Source organism: Desulfosporosinus sp. Sb-LF (genome assembly GCF_004766055.1).
GTDB lineage: Bacteria > Bacillota > Desulfitobacteriia > Desulfitobacteriales > Desulfitobacteriaceae > Desulfosporosinus.
On the sequence record NZ_SPQR01000001.1, the window covers coordinates 41,264 to 62,631 of the forward strand.

General features: G+C 43.4%; 21 protein-coding genes. 20 read left to right on the forward strand and 1 reads right to left on the reverse strand.

Annotated elements, in window-relative coordinates:
* The first annotated feature begins 3 nt into the window (after positions 1–3).
* The 17 genes from E4K68_RS00215 (at position 4) to E4K68_RS00295 (ending at position 15,076) form a co-directional block, all read left to right on the forward strand.
* Positions 4–456, forward strand: coding sequence for an Rrf2 family transcriptional regulator (locus E4K68_RS00215; protein ID WP_135377210.1), 453 nt, complete (start codon positions 4–6; stop codon positions 454–456).
* 48 nt (positions 457–504) lie between these two features.
* Positions 505–1,692 (forward strand): cysteine desulfurase NifS, encoded by a 1,188-nt coding sequence (gene nifS / locus E4K68_RS00220; RefSeq protein WP_135376753.1) that lies wholly within the window; start codon positions 505–507, stop codon positions 1,690–1,692.
* 13 nt (positions 1,693–1,705) lie between these two features.
* Positions 1,706–2,083, forward strand: coding sequence for a Fe-S cluster assembly scaffold protein NifU (nifU, locus tag E4K68_RS00225; protein ID WP_135376754.1), 378 nt, complete (start codon positions 1,706–1,708; stop codon positions 2,081–2,083).
* Between the two features lie 7 nt (positions 2,084–2,090).
* Positions 2,091–3,200: a tRNA 2-thiouridine(34) synthase MnmA gene (gene mnmA / locus E4K68_RS00230; protein ID WP_135376755.1), complete on the forward strand. Its 1,110-nt coding sequence runs from the start codon at positions 2,091–2,093 to the stop codon at positions 3,198–3,200.
* A 118-nt stretch (positions 3,201–3,318) separates the two neighbouring features.
* Positions 3,319–3,813, forward strand: coding sequence for a PRC-barrel domain-containing protein (locus E4K68_RS00235; RefSeq protein ID WP_135376756.1), 495 nt, complete (start codon positions 3,319–3,321; stop codon positions 3,811–3,813).
* Positions 3,810–4,004, forward strand: coding sequence for a hypothetical protein (locus tag E4K68_RS00240; RefSeq protein ID WP_135376757.1), 195 nt, complete (start codon positions 3,810–3,812; stop codon positions 4,002–4,004). The genes E4K68_RS00235 and E4K68_RS00240 overlap by 4 nt, the downstream gene beginning before the upstream one ends.
* A 174-nt stretch (positions 4,005–4,178) precedes the next feature.
* Positions 4,179–5,210 carry an AI-2E family transporter gene (locus tag E4K68_RS00245; RefSeq protein ID WP_135376758.1) on the forward strand — a complete coding sequence of 344 codons (1,032 nt, stop codon included), beginning with the start codon at positions 4,179–4,181 and terminating at the stop codon, positions 5,208–5,210.
* Positions 5,211–5,438: 228 nt separating this feature from the next.
* The gene (gene alaS / locus E4K68_RS00250) at positions 5,439–8,072 is read left to right on the forward strand and encodes an alanine--tRNA ligase (protein WP_135376759.1); all 2,634 of its coding nucleotides are present in this window, start codon (positions 5,439–5,441) and stop codon (positions 8,070–8,072) included.
* A gap of 77 nt (positions 8,073–8,149) precedes the next feature.
* Positions 8,150–8,404, forward strand: coding sequence for an IreB family regulatory phosphoprotein (locus E4K68_RS00255; RefSeq protein WP_135376760.1), 255 nt, complete (start codon positions 8,150–8,152; stop codon positions 8,402–8,404).
* Positions 8,405–8,608: 204 nt separating this feature from the next.
* On the forward strand, positions 8,609–9,553 hold the full coding sequence (locus tag E4K68_RS00260; protein WP_135376761.1) for an aldo/keto reductase: 945 nt from the start codon (positions 8,609–8,611) through the stop codon (positions 9,551–9,553).
* Positions 9,554–9,715: 162 nt separating this feature from the next.
* Positions 9,716–10,138, forward strand: coding sequence for a Holliday junction resolvase RuvX (ruvX, locus tag E4K68_RS00265; RefSeq protein WP_135376762.1), 423 nt, complete (start codon positions 9,716–9,718; stop codon positions 10,136–10,138).
* 62 nt (positions 10,139–10,200) lie between these two features.
* Entirely contained in the window at positions 10,201–10,518 is a 318-nt protein-coding gene (locus tag E4K68_RS00270; protein ID WP_135376763.1) for a DUF1292 domain-containing protein, read from the forward strand.
* Positions 10,519–10,703: 185 nt separating this feature from the next.
* The gene (locus tag E4K68_RS00275) at positions 10,704–12,059 is read left to right on the forward strand and encodes a VanW family protein (protein WP_135377211.1); all 1,356 of its coding nucleotides are present in this window, start codon (positions 10,704–10,706) and stop codon (positions 12,057–12,059) included.
* 20 nt (positions 12,060–12,079) lie between these two features.
* Positions 12,080–13,099 carry an endolytic transglycosylase MltG gene (mltG, locus tag E4K68_RS00280; RefSeq protein ID WP_243450192.1) on the forward strand — a complete coding sequence of 340 codons (1,020 nt, stop codon included), beginning with the start codon at positions 12,080–12,082 and terminating at the stop codon, positions 13,097–13,099.
* 79 nt (positions 13,100–13,178) lie between these two features.
* The gene (locus E4K68_RS00285) at positions 13,179–14,441 is read left to right on the forward strand and encodes a U32 family peptidase (protein ID WP_135376764.1); all 1,263 of its coding nucleotides are present in this window, start codon (positions 13,179–13,181) and stop codon (positions 14,439–14,441) included.
* Positions 14,442–14,485: 44 nt separating this feature from the next.
* Positions 14,486–14,746 carry a DUF4911 domain-containing protein gene (locus E4K68_RS00290; RefSeq protein ID WP_135376765.1) on the forward strand — a complete coding sequence of 87 codons (261 nt, stop codon included), beginning with the start codon at positions 14,486–14,488 and terminating at the stop codon, positions 14,744–14,746.
* A gap of 75 nt (positions 14,747–14,821) precedes the next feature.
* Complete coding sequence (locus E4K68_RS00295) at positions 14,822–15,076, forward strand: DUF4911 domain-containing protein (protein WP_135376766.1); 255 nt, start codon at positions 14,822–14,824, stop codon at positions 15,074–15,076.
* A gap of 367 nt (positions 15,077–15,443) precedes the next feature.
* On the opposite strand, the gene E4K68_RS00300 is transcribed toward E4K68_RS00295, so the two are convergent.
* Positions 15,444–17,312 carry a cell wall-binding repeat-containing protein gene (locus E4K68_RS00300; RefSeq protein WP_135376767.1) on the reverse strand — a complete coding sequence of 623 codons (1,869 nt, stop codon included), beginning with the start codon at positions 17,310–17,312 and terminating at the stop codon, positions 15,444–15,446.
* A gap of 432 nt (positions 17,313–17,744) precedes the next feature.
* Between E4K68_RS00300 and E4K68_RS21300 the strand changes: the two genes are divergently transcribed.
* The 3 genes from E4K68_RS21300 to E4K68_RS00315 all read left to right on the forward strand — a co-directional run bounded on the left by E4K68_RS21300 (position 17,745) and on the right by E4K68_RS00315 (position 21,367).
* A complete protein-coding gene (locus E4K68_RS21300) occupies positions 17,745–18,296 on the forward strand; it encodes a type II secretion system protein (RefSeq protein ID WP_135377213.1) in 552 nt (183 codons plus the stop codon).
* A 98-nt stretch (positions 18,297–18,394) separates the two neighbouring features.
* Entirely contained in the window at positions 18,395–20,101 is a 1,707-nt protein-coding gene (locus E4K68_RS00310) for an ATPase, T2SS/T4P/T4SS family (protein WP_135376768.1), read from the forward strand.
* A 57-nt stretch (positions 20,102–20,158) separates the two neighbouring features.
* Complete coding sequence (locus E4K68_RS00315) at positions 20,159–21,367, forward strand: type II secretion system F family protein (protein ID WP_135376769.1); 1,209 nt, start codon at positions 20,159–20,161, stop codon at positions 21,365–21,367.
* The last annotated feature ends 1 nt before the right edge of the window (position 21,368 follow it).

Consider the following 21,368-nt stretch of genomic DNA (forward strand, 5'->3'; position numbering starts at 1 on the left):
GTGTTGAAACTCTCGACCAAAGGTCGGTATGGTGTAAAGGCCATGTTTGACTTAGCTCAACATATGGGTGAAGGCCCGACTTCTTTGAAAAGCATCGCAGAGAGACAGGGCATTTCCGAACATTATTTGGAGCAACTCGTTTCGGGTTTGCGTAAAGCGGGACTTGTAAAGAGCGTTCGTGGGGCGCAGGGTGGTTATTTATTGGGAAGAGAACCTGGTAAAATAAAAATTGGGGATATCATTCGCGTGTTGGAAGGGCCAATTGCTCCTGCTGATTGTGTTTCCGAGGAGGATCCGGAATGTTGCGCTAAGGCGGAATATTGCGTTACCCGGACAATTTGGGAGAAAGTGCGAGATTCCATTGCTGATGTACTCGATTCCATCACGCTTGAAACGATGCTAGAAGATGCTAAGAAACTTGAATCAGAGCGAAGTTTATACATGTATTATATTTAATCAAATACTTCGCTTCAAAGAAATTCTTATATAAGGGAGGGAGCCCCCATGCGGCGAGTTTATTTAGACCATAGTGCTACGACCCCGGTTGATCCGGAAGTGGCTGCCTTAATGATGACGTATTACACTGAGAAATATGGTAACCCGTCAAGTGTTCACAGTTTTGGTAGAGAGGCTAAACAAGCTTTAGAGGAAGCCCGAAATCAAGTAGCAGAGTTGATTGGAGCTAACCCTAAAGAAGTGACGTTTACCAGCGGTGGAACGGAAGCGGATAATCTAGCAATTCTAGGTACAGCAGAGGCACTCCGCAAAAAAGGTAAACATATTATTACCTCTTGTATTGAACACCACGCTGTGCTAGAAACCTGTGAGTACTTAGAAAAGAACGGATTTGACTTAACGGTTATTCCTGTGGACGAAGAGGGAGTCCTTTCTGTCGAGGACGTGAAGAAGGCTATCCGGCCTGATACGATTTTGATTAGCGTGATGCATGCCAATAACGAAGTCGGTGCGATTCAGCCAGTTTCTGAAATTGGTGCATTGGCGAAAGAACATGGCATAACGTTCCATGTCGATGCGGTTCAATCTCTTGGTAAGATTCCCGTTAATGTCAATGACATGAATGTAGACCTTTTGACGGTATCTAGTCACAAAATATACGGTCCTAAAGGGGTAGGAGCACTCTATATTCGTCAAGGTGTACGTGTTGTGCCTTTGGTTCACGGGGGAGGTCAAGAAAAGAAGCGCCGTTCGGGAACAGAAAATACACCGGGTATCATTGGATTTGGTAAAGCTTGTGAGCTTGCTGGGAAACGGATGGCGGATGATGCAAAGCATCATAAAAACTTACGTGATAAACTCATGAACGGTATTCAGGAACGTATTGACTTTGTGAAAGTTAACGGGCCTATCGGAGAAAAACGTTTACCGAATAACGTTAATGTCAGTATTAGGTTCGTCGAAGGAGAGGCTTTGTTACTCTCGCTAGATATGCTAGGAATTGCCGCATCAAGTGGTTCGGCTTGCACCTCAGGTTCTTTAGATCCTTCTCACGTGTTGCTTGCAATGGGGCTTATTCATGAGATTGCTCACGGTTCTCTTCGTTTCTCTTTGGGACGCCAGAACACGGAAGAAGAGGTCGATTATGTCCTTGAACAATTACCAAAAATCGTCGATCGTTTACGTATGATGTCTCCCCTTTATGATCAAGTCACTCGTAGTAAACAGGCACAATAAGGAGGACTAAGAAATGTATACAGAAAAGGTAATGGATCATTTTTCAAATCCGCGTAATGTTGGAGAAATTGAAAACCCAGCTGGTGTTGGTGAAGTTGGAAATGCAAAATGTGGAGACATTATGCGTATTTATTTAGATATTGAGGGAGACATTATTAAAGATGTGAAGTTCAAAACGTTTGGTTGTGGCGCTGCAGTCGCGACTAGCAGCATGGTCACGGAAATGGTCAAAGGGAAAACGATTGATGAGGCTATGGTGATCTCGAATGCGGCTGTGGCGGAGGCCTTAGGAGGGCTTCCTCCGGCAAAAATGCATTGTTCTAATTTGGCCGCGGATGCACTTCATGCGGCGATTAAAAATTACAAAGAAAAACCGCAAAGTAAGGAATAGATGAAGCATGGGTCAAACCACGAAAACTAAGGTAGTTGTGGGTATGAGCGGCGGTGTGGATAGTTCCATGGCCGCCGCTTTGCTCAAAGAAGAAGGTTATGATGTTATTGGGATAACCTTACAGATTTGGAGTTCCGCAGGTCCAGAGGTGGAAGGGGGTTGCTGCTCCATCTCGGCCATCGATGATGCTAGGCGGGTTGCCTTTCAGTTGGGAATTCCCCATTACGTCATGAATTTCCGATCGTATTTTGAGGAGACTGTGGTGGATTATTTCACGCAGTCTTATTTAGCTGGGGAAACTCCGAATCCTTGCTTGGCTTGTAATAAGCATGTCAAATTCTCAGAACTGTTGCGTAAAGCACGAGGACTGGGAGCAGAGTACATAGCAACGGGCCATTATGCACAAGTGGTACGGGATCCTGCCAGTGAACGATTTCTCTTGAGTAAGAGTGCAGATGGTCGCAAAGATCAGACCTACGCGCTTTATATGTTGACTCAGGAGCAACTTGCGCATACTCTTTTTCCATTGGCAGATCACCAAAAAGAGCATGTACGAGAAATGGCTAGAGCACGAGGTTTAGGGGTAGCCAATAAACCTGAAAGCCAGGAGATTTGTTTTGTACCAGATGATGATTATGCTTCGTTTGTTCGGCAACGATCAACCGTGCCGATAGAACCCGGGAATTTTGTTGATCTATCAGGAAATAGTCTGGGTAGGCATGAGGGGATTATTAACTTTACGGTTGGACAACGTAAGGGACTTGGAGTTACTTTTGGAAAGCCGATGTTTGTCGTAGGTATTAATCCCGATCGCAATGAGGTTGTTTTGGGAGAAGACCGAGATGTGTATACGGATACACTTTGGGCAGTTGATCTAAACTGGATTGCTATTCCGGATTTGAAACAGCCATTAAAAGTGGAAGCGAAGATTCGGTATAACTCGCAAGGAGCGCCCGCAACTGTTTATCCTGGTGAGATCGGGGCAGATTATGGAGTAATGGTTCGTTTTGATGAACCACAGCGTGCAGTAACCCCAGGACAAGCCGTTGTTTTTTATCAGGGAAACTTAGTGGTTGGTGGGGGAATCATTATTTCGGATCCTCGAGGGCGCCGCTAATTCAAGTTGATTAACAATTGGCAGAAAGTATGAATGATTCTGCTAAAACCATGAATGAATTTTGGAGTAGTCGGGCAGAGTATAGTTAGAATTCTTTTTTAGCGAGGTGGAAGACGAAATGCGACGCACACGAGAGATTGTAGGATTACCTGTTTTGGATCTGAAAAGCGGAAACTCGATTGGTTGGGTACAGGATTTGGTTCTGGACAATGACAAAGATGAGGTTGTTGGGATTCTCTTAGAAGGCGGACATTTCTTCCAGTCGACTAAAGGAATTCCTCGAAAAGCCGTGGCAACGGTTGGCAAGGATGCGATAACCGTTCATGAAAAAACGGTCGAAGAACTTAAGGGGACAAGATGGTCTGATAAAGTGGGGAATGAAGTTTATACCCAAGGTGGAGACGCTAGAGGCACGATTAAGGATGTTTTTCTCGATGACTCTGTTGAGAAAATGGTAGGATTCGAGGTTTCTGACGGGCTCTTTGCTGACCTTCTACACGGACGGGGAACTATACTTAGACCACGTGTCATTATCGATGGGCAAGATATTTTAATTGTTGATAACCAAGTATCCCCCTTGGATCAAACAGATGAAGGGGGTTTACTATCATGAATTGTCCAGTATGTTCAGGTCGTTCTACTGGTAAGGTAGGAGTGGAACAATTCTATTGTTGGGATTGTTGTGTTGAATTCGCGACTCAAACTGACAAAGTTGTTATTTATGATTTAGCAGAAGATGGTTCTTTGGTTGCTTGGGATGAGCCAACCTTTGATGAAGGTGTTTCCTGTGCTGCTCTGGAGTAATTTCCTTTTTCAAATTTTGTTACTTGTTAAAGGTGGTATTCCTTTGTAAGGGATGACATTAACGGAATGCTTTAATATTGATCATCAAGAAAAGCGCGCCTTGCGCGCTTTTCTTGATGATCAAACAAATAGTATCCGTCGCATTAACACTAGGAATCTCGGGAAGGTGATACGATGAACCATAAAAATTGGAAATGGATTTTCGTGGGAATTTGTCTGCTCCTAGGAATGCTTCTTCTATTTAAAGTGAGAACGATTTTAGGCCCTTTTTTCCTTGCTTTTGTACTGGCCTATCTTTTGGACCCCTTGGTTGAAGTATTGGAGCGACATGGGATTAGTCGGAATCGGTCAATCGCGATAATTTTTATCTTGATTATTGCAATACTGGCTACCACAGTTTTTCTTGTTCTTCCAATAATCTATAATGAACTTAGCAAATTAGCGGTAATTTTACCGAATACGATTCAGTCTGTCACCGAAAGGATTGAGGGATTCCGCGAGCAGTTTAAGGCTACTGGTTTGCCAAGCCGTGTTGCGCTGGTCGTTGATCAACATTTAGGGCAGGGCGAAGTGATTGTCGCAGAGCAACTTAATCTGTTTTTAGAAAGTTTACCAAAGGCATTGTCTTCAGTCTCCCTTTACATATTGTCTCCTGTGATTGCTATTTATTTTTTAGCCGATTGGAAAGGGTTAGGGAATGGATTTTTTCGAATTATCCCCCAACGCTGGCGGATGGAATGGCGACGATTGTGGCAAGACGTTAACCATGTGATCCGGCAATTTGTACGTGGAGATTTAGTAGTTGCAGTAATTGTAGGGGCACTGATCGGGATTGGCGTAAAGTTGGTGGGTATGGAGTATGCTCTGCTGATTGGTTTGATCTGCGGGGTATTTGACCTTATTCCGTACTTTGGCCCAGTGATTGGTGCAGTGCCTGCAGTTTTGCTAGCATTAACGAAGTCCCCAGTTATGGCATTGAAGGTCGCCTTGATCATTTTAATCGTGCAACAGCTGGAAGGAAATATCATCTCGCCCAAGCTCATGGGGGAAAGTGTGGGGCTGCATCCGTTATGGGTTGTGTTTGCCCTATTAGCATGTGGTGAAATTGCCGGATTTTGGGGTATGTTTTTGGCTGTTCCTTTAGCTGCTGTGATCCGAGTTGTTTTCAATCATATATATTTCAGGTTAGTTTCGTCCAAGGTGTAATACGGTTGACAAAGAAGACATTCCCTGTATATACTTTATAAACATAGAACTTAGACTAGGATAGTAGCTCCCTCATACACCCCTAATGAGGTTGGGGGTTGGGCGGAGTTTTTGATTAAACGTTTTTTTAGCCCTTTAGATATGCAGGGTGGTACTCAAGAAATCTCGTCCCTGACAATTAATGTAGGGTGAGATTATTTTTTTTAATACTATTAAAGGAGTGTTCGCATGTATACAGGCAATCAGTTGAGGGACATGTTTCTTAAGTATTTCGAGGCAAAAGGGCACAAGATTTTGCCAAGTGCTTCGCTTATTCCCAAAGATGATCCGACTCTTTTATTAACGGTTGCGGGTATGGTCCCCTTCAAACCTTATTTTCAGCGCCGGGTTGAACCTCCCTTTCCGCGAGCAACGACCGCGCAAAAATGTGTTCGAACTCCTGACCTTGAAGTAGTGGGGAAGACGGCTCGTCACCATACATATTTTGAAATGTTGGGAAACTTTTCGTTTGGGGATTATTTTAAGTCTGAAGTGATTCCCTGGGCATGGGAGTATATTACAGAGGTTTTAAAAATCCCTGAGGAAAAACTCTGGGTGACGATTTACCCAGAAGATGTGGATGCGAAAAACCTATGGATTGAGAAAGCCGGCGTCAAACCGGAGCGTATTATAGGGGACCCAGAAAATTTTTGGGCAGCTGGTCCGACTGGTCCATGTGGTCCGTGTTCAGAGATTTATGTTGATCTCGGAGAAGCTAGAGGGTGTGGTGAGCCAGGCTGTGGCGCGGGTAGTTGTGAATGTGATCGTTTCTTAGAAATCTGGAATTTAGTATTCATGCAGTATAATCGTGATGAAGCGGGAGTATTGACCCCATTGCCAAAGCAAAACATTGATACAGGTATGGGTTTAGAGCGAATTGCCTCGGTTATGCAAGGGGTGGAGACTAATTTCGATACCGATTTATTCCGTCCTGTTATTGATCATGTGGCAGGACTCGGAGGAATCAACTATAAAGATAGCCCCAAAAGTGATTTGGCACTAAAAGTGGTGGCAGATCATGTCCGGGCGGTATCGTTTATGTTGGCAGACGGAATTCGTCCCAATAATGAAGGTAGAGGATATGTCCTTCGCCGGATTCTACGCCGCGCTGTCCGTTATGCTAAACTTTTGGGGATTGACAAGCCATTCTTAGAATCCGTCTTTCGGATTATTCAAAGGGACTATGCCCATGCCTATCCGGAACTTAAGGAAAATGAGAATTTCATTTTGAATCACTTGAGTTTGGAAGAAAAGAATTTCCAAGCAACTCTTGAACAAGGAACACAGCTTTTGCAGGAAAAAGTTAAGGAACTTCAAAAACAAGGCGTTAAGGTTCTAAGTGGAACGGATGCTTTTTATCTCTATGAAACTTACGGCTTTCCTGTAGAGCTGACGGAAGAAATGCTTGAAGAACAAGGGCTATCTGTCGATATGGAGTCTTTCCAAACGGCGGCCGAAGAGCACCGTCTTCGGGCGAAAGAACATTCTCAACAAATGCGTGCTACGGTTGAAAGCCCAGAACTGATCGGAAAGGCAAAAAGTCTAGGAGTGACACCTTTTGTGGGATATGAGCGGGTCTCGGCAACAGCTCGAATTGAAGGACTGTTTGTGGATGGTTCGGAGATTCAGGATGCGGGTGAGGGTGAAGAGGTGATAGTCTTCCTTTCTGAGACTCCGTTTTATGCTGAAAGTGGAGGTCAAGTTTCAGATGTGGGAGTGCTCAAAACGCCCCGTGCAGAGGCACGAGTGTTGGAAGTGAAAAAAGGGGTGACGGGAACCCTTTATCACCGTGTTCAAGTTACGACCGGGGTATTCCATGTCGGGGAAATGGTGGAAGCAGAAATCAGTAACGCTGACCGTCAGGCAACGACTCGTCATCATAGTGCGACTCACCTTCTACAGGCGGCTCTTCGTTCTGTACTTGGGGAACATGTTCAGCAAGCAGGGTCTTTGGTGACACCAGAACGCTTGCGTTTTGACTTCACCCATTTTTCTCCGCTAACGCCGGATGGACTTAGAGCGGTCGAGGGTCTTATCAACGAAGCTGTGCTAAAGAATATGCCGATACAAGTAACGGAAATGTCGTTAAATGAGGCCAAACTCAGCGGTGCTACAGCACTTTTTGGTGAGAAATATGGAGAGACTGTACGGGTCGTCCGTATGGGAACATTCAGTCAAGAATTGTGTGGCGGTACCCATGTCAAAGACACTGGAGAAATTGGGTTGGTTAAAATCCTCAGCGAGGGTGGGATTGGGGCTGGCTTACGCCGAATTGAAGCAGTTGCCGGATTAGAAGCATTGGCTTATCTCCGCACCCTTGATGACCAGGTGATGGAGGTCGCCCAAATGCTTAAATCACAACCTTTAGATGTGGGTAAGCGTGTGAATGGGTTGATGGCCCAAGTGAAAGACCTCGAACGGGAAATAGGCCAACTTCAGGCAAAACTCGGTAAGAATGAAGTCGAGGGATTGCTAAAACGTGTCGTGGAGATCGACGGAATTCAGGTAATCGCAGCCCAAGTGCATGCCGCTGATATGGAAGGCCTTCGTCAAATGGCAGATCTTTTAAGGGTGAAGATTAAATCCGGAGTCATTGTCTTGGGGGCAGTGAGCGAAGGAAAGGTCAACTTCGTAACGGCTGTCAGTCCAACGGGTTTAAATGGACTTCATGCCGGACAGATTATAAAAGAAGTGGCTAAAATAACGGGTGGTGGTGGTGGCGGTCGACCGGATATGGCCCAAGCTGGCGGGAAAGATCCCAGCAAATTGGGAGAGGCTATTGATCGTGTCCCAACCATTCTTCGTGGATTTCTTAAAAAATAGAGGAAAACTCCTGGGATATAAAGAATAATATCATTAATCAAGCCTATGTAAGTGGATGGCAGAAGGGGGACAGGAAAATGGATCGCATGGAAGAAACCATGATGTTTAAGGCAGTAGGAGAAGAAGACGTTTCTGCTCACGATGTTTTACAGAAGGTGTATGCAGCTTTACAGGAAAAAGGCTATGACCCTATTAATCAGATGGTGGGTTATCTCATGTCCGGCGACCCCGTATATATCACCAGCCACAATCAAGCGCGGGCGATGATTCGTAAATTTGAACGCTTTGAGCTGATCGAAGAACTGGTTCGGAACTATCTACAAGCGAAATAAGGGTGCAATATTATAACCCTCACTGGCATGCGGTGAGGGTTTCGCCTTTTTTGGATATGTGAAACTGACTTAGTGAGTTGACAGAATTCCATCTGTAAGTTTAATTGGAATTATCGTGAGGATAAATGAACGAAGAGTGATATGCGATATTTTGATACATAATATTTTTAGGCTCGGACTTCGAACCTTGGAAGGAGAATAGGTATGCGGCAGGTTAAACTTGGCTTATGGGGGCCTGAAGTTTCAGAAGTTTGTTTTGGAAGTTTAGCCATATCCCCATTACAAGGGCGTGTAACTGAAGCCGATGGGGTTTCTGTTCTGCGGTATGCCCTCGACCAAGGGGTCAATTGGATTGACACTGCGGAAATTTATGATAACTACTCGCAAATTTCTCAAGCGATTAAGGATCATCCGGACGTTCGTTTGGTTAGCAAATCTTACTCTGTTACCGCTGAAGAAATGCGCCAAAGTCTAGAAAAGGCTCGATCTGCCCTTAATCGAGAGACTCTTGATTTTTTCCTACTTCACGAACAGGAAAGTGCCTTAACACTAAGTGGCCATGCAGGGGCTTGGGAAGAGCTTTTGCGGGCCAAGGAAAAGGGTATTGTGCGCTGGATTGGCATCTCGACGCATGCTGCTGCGGGGGTTCGTGCTGGAGCACTCCAACCAGGGCTAGATGTGATCCATCCTATCTTAAATTATCAAGGATTAGGGATTATCGATGGAACTTTAGAGGATATGCTCGAAGCCATTTCCTTTGCCACAGAATTGGGAATTGGGATTTATGCAATGAAGGTTTTTGGGGGTGGGCATTTAGCTCATGACCCAGAGAAGGCTTTGACTTTTGTCAGGAATGTTCCGGGTGTAGGGGCTTTGGCCTTAGGAATGTCTAGCCAGGACGAAGTGGATTACAATCTTCTTTTGCTGTCTGGAAAGGAGATTCCCGAAGACTTGCGGGGAAGAGTTAAACACAGAGAACGGAAATTATATATAGCTGATTGGTGCCAGGGGTGTGGGCGTTGTATAGCAGCTTGCCAGCAAAAGGCCTTATATATTGAAGAAAACTCGGCAATGGTAGATGCTAAGGCTTGTGTGCTTTGCGGGTATTGCGGGAGAGTTTGTCCGCATTTTTGCCTCAAAATTGTGTAGCTTAGTAGGAGGAAGACCGAGGGCGAATGGAACGAGGGTGTGCAGGTCGGGGAAAGGGAAAATTGTTCCGTTCTAGTTTGAGTGGAGAAGGCCTAGGCTTCTCTAACTGCTGAGCTTTATTAATCGTAATAAGTTAGGTAAGGTTGGTTTGGAGGAAACAGTATGCGGATTATGGGATTAGATTTCGGGTCGAAAACAATTGGTGTGGCTGTAAGTGATTCTTTATTTTGGACGGCCCAGGGGGTTAAGACGATTAGGCGTTCCAAGAAGGAGATCGATGAGTTGCGTGAACTCATTCGCGAGTATGAAGTTATGGAAATTGTTATTGGCTATCCAAAGAATATGAATGGAACATTGGGACCCCGTTGTGAGTCGACCGACGAGTTTGCCGAGCTTTTACGTTCGGAGTTCGGACTTCCAGTAGAGTTATGGGATGAGCGTTTAAGTACGGTGGCCGCACAGCGAACGCTTTTGGAAGCGGATGTGTCGCGCGCGAAACGTAAACTTGTGATTGATAAAATGGCGGCTGTTTTTATCTTGCAGGGTTATCTCGATCGTCGGCAGACGAAAACTATTCCGGGTTGATTATTTGACAATCATTACCTACAATAGTACAATGACAATATTCTTGATAAGAGGTGAATTATATGACTGAACATCCACATGATCACAACCATGATGAACATGATGCTGAAGAATTTGACACAGTTGTTCTGACAGATGATGAGGGCAAAGACCACGAGTTTCTTCATCTAGATACTTTGGAACTTGATGGCTCGACATACTTTGTCTTGATGCCTATTTCGGAAGACGATTCCGAAGATGAGGATGCCGATGAGGCTATTATCCTTAAGCTAGGTAAAGATGCTGAGGGAGGCGAAATGCTGCTTGACATCGAAGACGATGAAGAGTGGGAAAAAGTAGCTGACGCTTGGGAGAACTTAGTAGAATCTGAAGAAGAATAAGAATACCCTGACATTTATGGATGGGTAATTAAGAAGAACTCGTTGAGGTCAACTCAACGAGTTCTTCTTTTTGCACGTATACGTTTTTTTATCCAGCAAATTTGATTACAAGTTAAAAATATCTGGCGATAAACCTCGATTACTAAGGAAATACTAACGCTATAAAAGTGGAGGTGAAGGTGATGATGAAGCAATACGAACAAACATTTATGCTAACTTTTAAATGTTTTACATTTCTCCTTCTAATATTAGTGATTAGCGGATGCACTCCTTCTACCCGTACTCCTGAGCCAAATCATCTTCCTCCACAAGCGTTAGCGAATGAAGGTGGGGCTTCAGGTGGAGTTCTACCAGAAGGAACAAAAGTCGATGATTTGGATTTAAGCGGTATGGTAGTCCCAGAAGCGTCTCTGAAACTAGAGGAATGGGCAAAGGACAAGCTGGAAGAAACGCGAGTACTGTTGTACAATAATACTGAGATTCCGATTACGTTAAAAGATCTAGGTATTGATGTGGATCATCAGAAGACGATGGAAGAGGTAGAGAATACTCCCGGACAGACATTGCCCAGCGTTCTTAAAGCAGATTCATTAAAAGCTAATCAAACACTTCAGGAAAAATTAGTAAAAATTGCTCGACCAGCCAAAGATGCGTCATATAAGATAGAAAATGATAAATTTGTCATCAATCCGGCAGAGAGCGGCCGTACAGTTGTGATCGATCGGTTGATTAGAGACATTCAAAAAATCTCTCTTAGTGATGTGCCGAAACGTTTAGACATCCCAGTGGTAGAGGTCCCTGCATCAGTCACCACAGAGTCTATTAATACCTTAGCGTTCGATACGGTCATTGGTGAGTCTACGACTAAGTTTTCTGTAAGCGAAGGAAATCGATCTGCGAATTTGACAGCGGCTGCTAAAGCCTTAGATCGAAAAGTCATTCGCCCGGGAGAAACATTTTCCTTTAACGATACAGTGGGTCCACGCGAGCCTGAGACAGGGTACAAAGAGGCCTACGTGATTATTAATGGGGAGTATGTCAAAGGCACTGGAGGGGGCGTTTGCCAGGTGTCATCGACCCTATATAATGCCGTATTACTGAGCAATCTAAAAATCGTGGAACGGATGCCACATGCGGTAGCCGTGAGTTATGTTCTACCCGGTCAAGATGCAACCGTTAATTATCCTAATATTGACTTTAAATTTAATAATGATACCTCAAACTTACTTTATCTACGGTCAAATGTAAAATCTGGTGTTTTAACCCTTCAGATTTGGGGCAAAAAGTTGGGCAAATCCGTACGCATTGAACGTCAAGTTGAAAAAATAATGAACTACAAGACTGAGAAACGTACTGATCGTAAGCTACCTGCAGGTCGTATTGTACAAGAACAAAAAGGATCGAAGGGAGTTGTCGTCAACACCTGGAGAGTCATTCGTGATGGGAATGGTAATGAGACTAAGCAGTTTCTGGGTCGTGATTTGTATGCTCCAGCTAATCGTATTTTACGTGTAGGGAGTCGAGGACTTTCTGAAACGTAGTGGAAAGAGAGAGTGTGAATGTGTCCAGGAAAAAAAAGACCGTGGGCATGCTAATAAAGATTATTCTTGTTCTCTTAGTCGGGGGCTTAGGATTTATGTCCTGGTGGACTTGGGCGACAAAGCCCTACTCTTCTACAGGCGTTAGTGAAAAAATCACCATTTCCCCTGGAACAACGGCAACTCAACTGGCCGAGGAATTACAACAGCGTCATCTTATACGCAGCGCGTGGATGTTTAAGTATTTAGCACGTTCACTGCAGGCAAATTTTAAACTATATGCTGGCGATTATCAGTTAGCTCCACAAATGACTCCTAATGAAATGATTAGTCGTTTGATTAAAGGTGCGACGCCGATGGCCAATAATCTTGTGACCATTCCAGAAGGGTACAGCACAGAACAAATCATCGATCTTCTGGTACAGAAGGGAATTGGAAGCAAAGCAGAGCTTGAAAAAGTTGTTGAGGAAGATGAGTTCCCGTACGAATTCCTCAAAAACGCACCCCCAGGCATTCACCGTTTGGAAGGGTTTTTATTTCCGAGTACCTATGCCATTGATACAAAAACAAGCCCCCATGCAGCCCTTAATTTGTTTCTACAACAATTCGCGAAAGAACTTACACCGGAGGTTCAGAAAAACCTCGATACTATGAAGCTTACCGTCTCACAGTGGGTAACCTTGGGTTCACTAGTTGAAAAGGAAGCGAAGATGGAATCGGATCGACCACTAATTGCTTCAGTGTTTATGAACCGATTAAAAATAAAACAACCTCTTCAATCATGTGCAACAATACAGTTCCTGCTCGGCACACCCAAGTCAAAACTCTATGATAAGGATCTTCAGATCCCGTCCCCGTATAATACCTATCTTCACCCAGGATTGCCGCCAGGGCCGATTGCAAATCCCGGACATGCCTCACTGCAAGCCGCCTTGCACCCTGCCCAAACGGATTTGTTGTACTTTGTAGCGAAAAGCGACGGCTATCATGCATTCGCCAAAACGTATGCTGAACATTTGAAAAACGTAAAACTTTATCAGTAACCATCTCTGCTTTGGGGAACAGCAAGGTTTGTGATAGTATAAAGTTGTTTGCGAAAGTTAAAAAGTTAGGGGAATTGTCATGAAAAAACCTGAGTTATTGGCTCCTGCTGGAGATTGGGAAAAGTTAAGATATGCGTTAGCTTATGGAGCGGATGCAGTTTATATGGGTGGTCAGGCCTTTGGTCTGAGGGCATATGCTGGGAATTTTGGCTTTGAGGAAATGGAGAAGGCGGTTGCATGGACACATGGGCTGGGGAAAAAGATTTATATCACTGTGAATATCTTCGCCCACGAAGCGGATTTTGAGGAACTTCCAGCTTATCTTAAACAGCTAGAAGAGCTAGGTGTGGACGGTGCTATTGTCTCTGATCCGGGCGTTATTGCAATAGCGATGGAAGTGGCTCCCGGTTTGCCCCTGCATTTAAGCACCCAGGCTAATAACACGAATTCGTATTCGGTTCGTTTTTGGCTAAAGCAAGGGATAGAAAGGGTCGTCCTTGCTCGGGAGTTGACGCTTGAGGAACTACGGGATATGCGTTCCAAAGTGGAGGGAGGGCTGGAAATCTTTATCCACGGAGCGATGTGCATGTCCTATTCTGGGCGGTGTTTACTGAGTAACTATTTGACAGGGCGGGATGCCAACCGTGGAGAATGTACTCAGCCCTGTCGTTGGGGATATGCCCTAGTTGAGGAGAAACGGCCAGGGGAAGTTTTTCCGATTGAAGAAGATGAGCGAGGGACCTATGTCTTTAACTCGCATGATTTATGCCTTTTGCCGCATCTGCCCCTGTTAAAGCCTATCAACCTTGATAGCTTTAAGATTGAAGGGCGAATGAAAAGCGTTCAATACGTCGCAAGCACTGTCAAGGTGTATCGGGAAGCGATCGATACTCTGTGGGATGAAGGAGAAAAAGCTTTTCAAGCAAAACTCCCTCGGTGGTTGGAAGAGATGGATAAAGTCAGCCACCGGGATTATTCGGCAGGGTTCCTCTTTGGAAAGCCAGGGGCAAAGTCACATAATTTAGAGTCCTCCCATTATGTCCGGGATTATGATTTCGTAGGGGTAAGTTTGGATGACGAGGTAACTGCAAACTATTCCGCAGACGCTACAGATAAAAAAACGACTTGGATTGAGCAGCGAAACCACTTTAAACGGGGAGAAGTGTTGGAAGTTCTAACTCCGCATGGGATTTCTTGGTCATTCGAAGTTGCGGAGATGTGGGATGCTGAGGGAGAACCTCTTGACGTTGCGCGTCATGCACAACAAAAGATCAGGCTAACGGTACCAGAGGAGATCCTCCCGTATAGCATTTTGAGACGGGCAAAAAACGAGAAAAAATAGGCAGGATAAAAGCTAAACTGTTGAAATTGAAGGTGGACGAGTGGATGGATTCTATTTCCATGGTTAAGAGGGAACCTCAAGCAAGCTCTCTGTTTTCAGATGCCGATATTATCGTTAAAGCGCGCTTAGAACGGGTGGACATGCAAATGTTAGATAAGCTTGTCGAGGGCTTAGGTCATCTAGGCATCGTGACAACAACTAACAAGGCATTAGGAGAAGTTATGATCCAAACTACAAAGCATTGTTGGCCAGATTTAAAGATGGCCATAGAGGCCATGCCGTTTGAGATAGAGTTTTTTGGGTGAATTTAGAGGAATTATCTTTTGAACTTTTACATCTGATAAAACTAAGAAATAGTTGAGATTAAGGGAGCATAGCTGATGAATTTTCCGGAAGTACAGAAGAACCTTAATGTAGATTCTATATATGCAAATACTGACCTTGTTATCAAAGCCCGCATAGATCGGTCTGAGATCCAAATGTTATGTAAACTCGTTGAAGGTTTAGGCCATCTGGGCATTGTGACAACGACGAACAAAGAGTTGGGCGAAGTGATGATTCAAACGACGAAGGATTGCTGGGTGGAGTTGAAAAAGTTAATTGAGAAGATGCCGATTGAGATAGAATTTATATGATACTCTAGAGAAGGAACCTCGCGTTCCTTCTCTTTTATTCGTGTCATATGACAATTCACATGAAATCTAGTCTTGGCCATCGGATAAAGGTTACAACTCTTACAAAATGGCGACATTTTATACAAGCGTTGTAGTCTATTGTTGTGACGAAGTTGGTACGGTTATGAAAGGGTTAGAAACTAGAATTATTAATTGAAATATTATCGCCTTGTCGGAAAGAAGCGATAGACTTAATTAAAATGGAGCTCTACTTCTCAGTAGAACTCCATTTTAATTATCTGCAGACTAGTTTAGCGTTGTTGGGACGCGGAGGAAGGCTAACCGAACGGGAATTTATCGGGTAGAGTAAAATCAAGGGAGTCATAGGTTAGAGAAGGAAATCCCTTCCAATGAGGTTCTTATAATATGACCTGACAGGGCTGTAATCTAACGTTTTATTATTACTTAGATACAGCGAGGTAAGATTAGTTAATTGTCTTAAAGGAGAAAAGTCATTAATATTATTCGATGCTACGTCCAGATAGGTTAGGGAGGTTAATCCAGTTAAAGAGTTAAGATCCTTAAGTCCACAGTTCCTTAACTCTAAGCATTTTAGATTAGTTAGCGTTATCAGTGGAGTTGTTAATGTAAGGTTATTACCGCCAAGATAAAGAGTTTTCAAATTCGTAAAATACTCTAACCCGGTTAAATCTGTAATCCCAGAATTGTTGTAATATAACGAACTAATATTAAGGACATCACTCTTATAAATTGTGGCGTCTGTGGGTTTTCCTAATGTCCGGCAAACCGCAGTTTTAAGAGCGAGATCTGGGAAATAGATTTGACTGTCTTCGGAAACTTTAAGCGTTAAGGTAACGGTTTGGGTTAAGTCTTTAACCGTTCCTTCAAAGGTGTAAGTACCTATATTATTGATATTAATAAGATTAATATTCCAGGTAACGGGAAGCGACTTGACAGTATTATTACTCATAGGTACCTCAACGGTCTGTGGAAAATTGAAGTATCCATTTCGAACGGTTTCAGCTGTAATTTTGTTCCAAACCGGAGTAACGGTCAAACTAAGGTGAACTATTGTGCTATAGTTCTTAATCTTTCCTTCAAATTCATAAACTCCTGATCTTAATGAATAAATAGAGGTCATACTCCAAGTTACCGGAACCTCCTCTGTTAACCCGTTTGTTGTGGTTACAGTGACGGTTTTTGGCGGTACGTATTGGTCTCCTTCTTGGACACTGTCAATGATATCAGCAACTGAGGCAATATGAGGGGGCTGTGTTACGAGTGATGATTCAGTTAAAGCACTGATAACACTGTTGCCTCCCATGATGTAAAGCTTGGAAATAATATTAGAGCTTATGAACGAAAGTGCAGCGTTCGTTAGGGTATCACCCTTTAGCAAAAGAATCGGATTATTGTTCTTGGGGGCTAATGCGGAAGCGGCAAGGGCATCGGCGAAAATCTCACCTGTTGCAACATAAACCGTATCTAGATTAAGATTATCGGCAAATCTTGCGATCAATTTGGTATTTCGTTCGTAAGGATCTGCTCCTTCAATTATTTCGTAATTTGGAAATTGGGCTATCACTTTTTCACTTAGTTCTGAGTTACCAGTTACGATAAAACTAACAGGAATTTTATTACTAACTACAAGGATTTTTTGACTATCCGTTAGATCATTGGGAGGTACGAGAAGCAGGGGCATCTCTTTTGCTGCGGCAATGGGACCAATGGACAAGGCATCAGGAAAAGCCGTACCAATCGCTACAAAAATCCCCTTACTTAATCCAATTCTTTGAGCCACTTTAAGTGCAGTTTCGTAACGATCCTGACCAGCTATTCGCTCAACAGTAATATTCATTGAGTAAAGTCGATTTTCCACATCTTTTGAAACAACAGCATAGCCTCCAATGATGTAGACTTTACTGACTTTTAGACGTTTCAACTCGACAGCAGTGTCGTTATTTAGATCGGAGGCACCTGTTAATAATATCGGGGCATTATATTTATGAGCTAATGGCCCAGCACTTAAAGCGTCTGGAAAATCCTCACCATAAGCTATGATGGCCGTACTTGCTCCTTCAGGCCAGCCACTTTGGCTAGCGGCAACGGCAGTTTGATATCGATCATAACCTGCAATTCGTTCTGTAGATGTAGATGCACTAGCCTTAGGTGCGTATATTAAGACAAGGATACTAATAAGAAAAAAGCTTAAAATGAAGTGTTTCTTTGTAATCAAATACTCGTCCTCCTTTGCCAACTATTTCTCGAAATATTGATTAAAACCCTGCTTTTATAAGAAAAATAATACGAAAGGAAAGTCAATGCTCTTGGTCGATAAATAGAATTAAGTTGCGATTGTTATACTTGAACACCATTTTTTTGCTGCTATGTTGCCAAAAGATTATTATGAGAAAGCTTTGTAAATTCATCAACTTTTAATAGACAAAAACTTTTATCAAATCCTTAGGGGGTGGTCCTCGGCAGAGTCGGAATATCTAAAACCGTATTATATTATGAATAAACGATTTGAAACTTTCACCCTATTGACGAACAGTAATAAAACCGATAATATGTGTATAAAGAAAATAGTCAATAGGATGATAGTCCCAAAGTACTAGGACTCATGGGAATAAGTTCACAAAATAAGGGGATGAATGAGTTGAAGGAAATGATCATGCGGAGAAAAGATGAAGGTTTCACCCTAATTGAACTTATGATTGTTATTGCGGTAATTGGAATTTTAGCGGTTGTGTTGATGCCGAAGATGACAGGACTTAAGACTGGAGCTAAGATTACTGGAGTACAAACCAATGCAGTATCAGTTCAGGCTTATGTCGTTAGTGGAATGGATAAGTGGATAAATAAGAATTTGAGTGATGCTGCAATAACTACCGCAATTTCTGCCCAATTTAGCGGGGATAATGCATTGAAAAATCCTTTGAGTGGATTAACTACACATTCTACTGATATCGTTGCTGCTAGTACATTGCTTACACAAACTAATTCAAGTGGAGTTGCTCAAACTCCCGCGATCACAGGAACAGTGGCCAAAACTGATGCTCTTCAAATCTTATCGGCAGCCCCTACTGCTACTCCTTATACAGCAGGGGCTGGTACAGTCGTTGTAGTAGTTTCTTCTCCCGCTACCAATGGAATTCAAATAATTGGCTATGATGATAAAGGGAATGTGGTAGATTCAGCATTGAAGGTAAATCCATAAATTATCTATTTGCCAGAGAATATGATCACTTAACAAAGGGTGTTTTCCAAAACACCCTTTTCTTATATCCTGAGGTAGAGGAAAAAGGAGGAAAACCAATGGCCCTACGCCAAGAACGCAAACGTCTCGGTGAAATTTTAATAGCAGGCGGTGTTATTACTCCTGACCAACTTCAGGAAGCTCTGGTGTTGCAAAAGAGCCTTGGCCTTCGTTTAGGCGAGGTTTTCATCAAACGGGGACTGGTTACCGAAGATGATATTTTGCGTACTATGCAAAGCCAACTTGGGTTGCCGACGGTTGATTTAGATAGGGTGACGATTCATGAGCAGATCTTGAATTCGGTGCCGGAAGCGGTTCTGCGCAAATACTCAGTGTTACCGGTAGAGATTACTAATAACCAACTCCATTTAGCGACCAGCGATCCTACGGACTATTTTGCTTTGGAGGATGTCCGTTTGGCCTCGGGGTTAATGGTCAAGCCGTGTTTAGCAAAGAAATCGGACATCCTGCGGGTGTTAGATCAATGGTACGGACGGGGTGAGGCAGAAAAGGCTGCTCGCCAGTATGTGCAACAAACGGGTTTGGCCCCGGTGGCTGCTGCCGCTCAGGCGGCCAGTATGCTTACAGACGCAGCTGAGGAAGAAGCTAATCCGGTCGTTAAGTTCCTTAACAATATTATTGAGACGTCGGTTAATAATAAAGCAAGTGACGTTCATATTGAACCTATCGAAGAGGAATTAAGGGTGCGCTTTCGGATCGATGGAGTTTTAAGAGAGGTTATGCGGACCCCGATAGCGATGGCTGGACCTATAGTCAGTCGAATAAAGATTATGGCGGACTTGAATATTGCCGAAAAGCGTCTTCCTCAGGATGGGCGTATCTCCTTCCTAGTTGGAGGAAGACCGATAGATCTACGGGTATCCACGACTCCGACCATGTATGGAGAAAAAGTGGTTATGCGTATCCTCGATAAATCAGGGGTTGTTCTAAAGAAGGAGGCGCTCGGCTTAAACGAACGAGATGCCCACGCCTTCGATGAACTTATTAAGAAGCCCTATGGAATAGTTCTTGTCACAGGTCCGACCGGAAGCGGTAAGACAACGACTCTTTACACTGCAATAAATGCCTTAAATACCCCGGAAAAAAATATTGTCACCTTGGAAGATCCAGTGGAGTTCAATTTTAAGGGTATTAACCAAACTCAAGTGAATCCTAAAGCTGGGCTAACCTTCGCCACCGGACTGCGTTCCTTACTCCGGCAAGATCCAGATATCATCATGGTCGGGGAAATGAGAGATGCCGAAACAGCAGAGATTTCAATGAGGGCAGCGCTTACTGGACAACTAGTACTTTCGACAATTCACACTAATGATGCTGCAAGTGCCATTAATCGGTTGATGGATATGGGCATTGAACCCTTTCTTATTTCTGCTTCACTGGTGGGAATTATTGCTCAACGGCTAATGCGCAGAATATGTCCTGTATGTGTGAGTGAGTATCAGGCTAGTACGAACGAAATTCATCTTTTGGGATTAGATGATGACCAAGCTTTGACTTTAAAAAAGGGTAAAAAATGCCCGGCCTGCCACGATACAGGCTATCGCGGACGAATTGCAATTTTTGAAATTATGCCTATTACAAGTGGCCATCGGAGTTTGATTGATTCTAAGGTAACCACAGACAAGTTCCGTGAGTTTGCGGTTGAACAGGGTATGGCTTCGCTAAAGCAAGCGGCCATAGAACTGGTATTGCAAGGCACTACAACAATAGAGGAACTACTAAGGGTTACCTATGCAAATGAATAATGTGATAAACTAAATCGAAGGACTTGAATTTAGCATAATCAGTAGAGGGGAACATCAATGCGTTTTCGATATAAAGTTATCGATGAACAATTTAAATTAATTGAAGGAACGCTTGAAGCGCATAACTATGAAGCTGCTCGCCGAGTGGTATTTGATAATCATTGGCAACTCATTAGCCTGTCTAAAGTGTCTAACTGGACTCAGCGGCTTAATTCGGTGGTTCAGAATAAGATTAAGTATGCAGCCATTGCTTCATTATGCAGTCAACTTGCGATGATGATTCGCTCGGGGACCAATATAGCAAAGGGTCTAAACATTATCTTGCAATCTTCAATAGAGGACAAGCGTCTGAGACCCGTGATTGAGACGGTTTTCAATAGTGTGAGCGAAGGAAGCTCCTTATCTGAAGCTATGAAGGAAACGGAGGGGGCCTTACCGGAACTGCTGGTGAACCTTATCTCTGTAGGAGAGGAAAGTGGCAATCTAGATTTAGTACTGACTAGCATGGCTGAATATTATGAACGGGAGAACTTTATTCGTAAGAAAATAGTGAGTGCTGCTATCTACCCGATTATTCTAGTAGGCGTTTTAATAGCCTTAGTTATTTTTTTCTTGGGCTTTATTTTACCTCAATTAACTGACCTCATCACCAGTAATGGACAACAATTGCCAGTAATAACTCAAGTGGTAATTAATCTATCCGATTTTATAAGAACTAGAGGTTGGCTACTTGTTTTGTCTTTTGGGGGAATGGGCGTAGCTTTCTATCGGTTAATTAAAATTCCGCGCTACAGGTTGTTTTGGCATCAGTTTTTACTTGGCATTCCAATCTTAGGTAGAAATATGAAGGATGTTGTTATTGCTCGCATCTCTCGTTCTTTGGCTCTTTTTCTTCATTCTGCTGTACCAATTGTTCAAATTTTATTCTCGCTCGAGAAAATCGTAGACAATGAAGTAACTAAACAAGCTATGGGACGTATTAGAGATAAAGTCATTAAAGGGGAATCGATAGCGGGTGCTTTCGGTCAAGAACCTTTCTTCGACGCCCTGCTTATCCAAATGATGTTAATTGGCGAAGAAACGGGAAGATTGGAGGAATTGATGATTGAAGTAGCGAATAGTTATGATAAAAGGGTCGATTTAGGTATTTCAAGGCTGGTAAGTTTAGTCGAACCAGTGTTCACACTTATTATCGGAGGTTTTGCTGCATTGATTATTGTTTCCATTGCGGTGCCGATCTTTAATATGTCTACCACAATAAAATAAC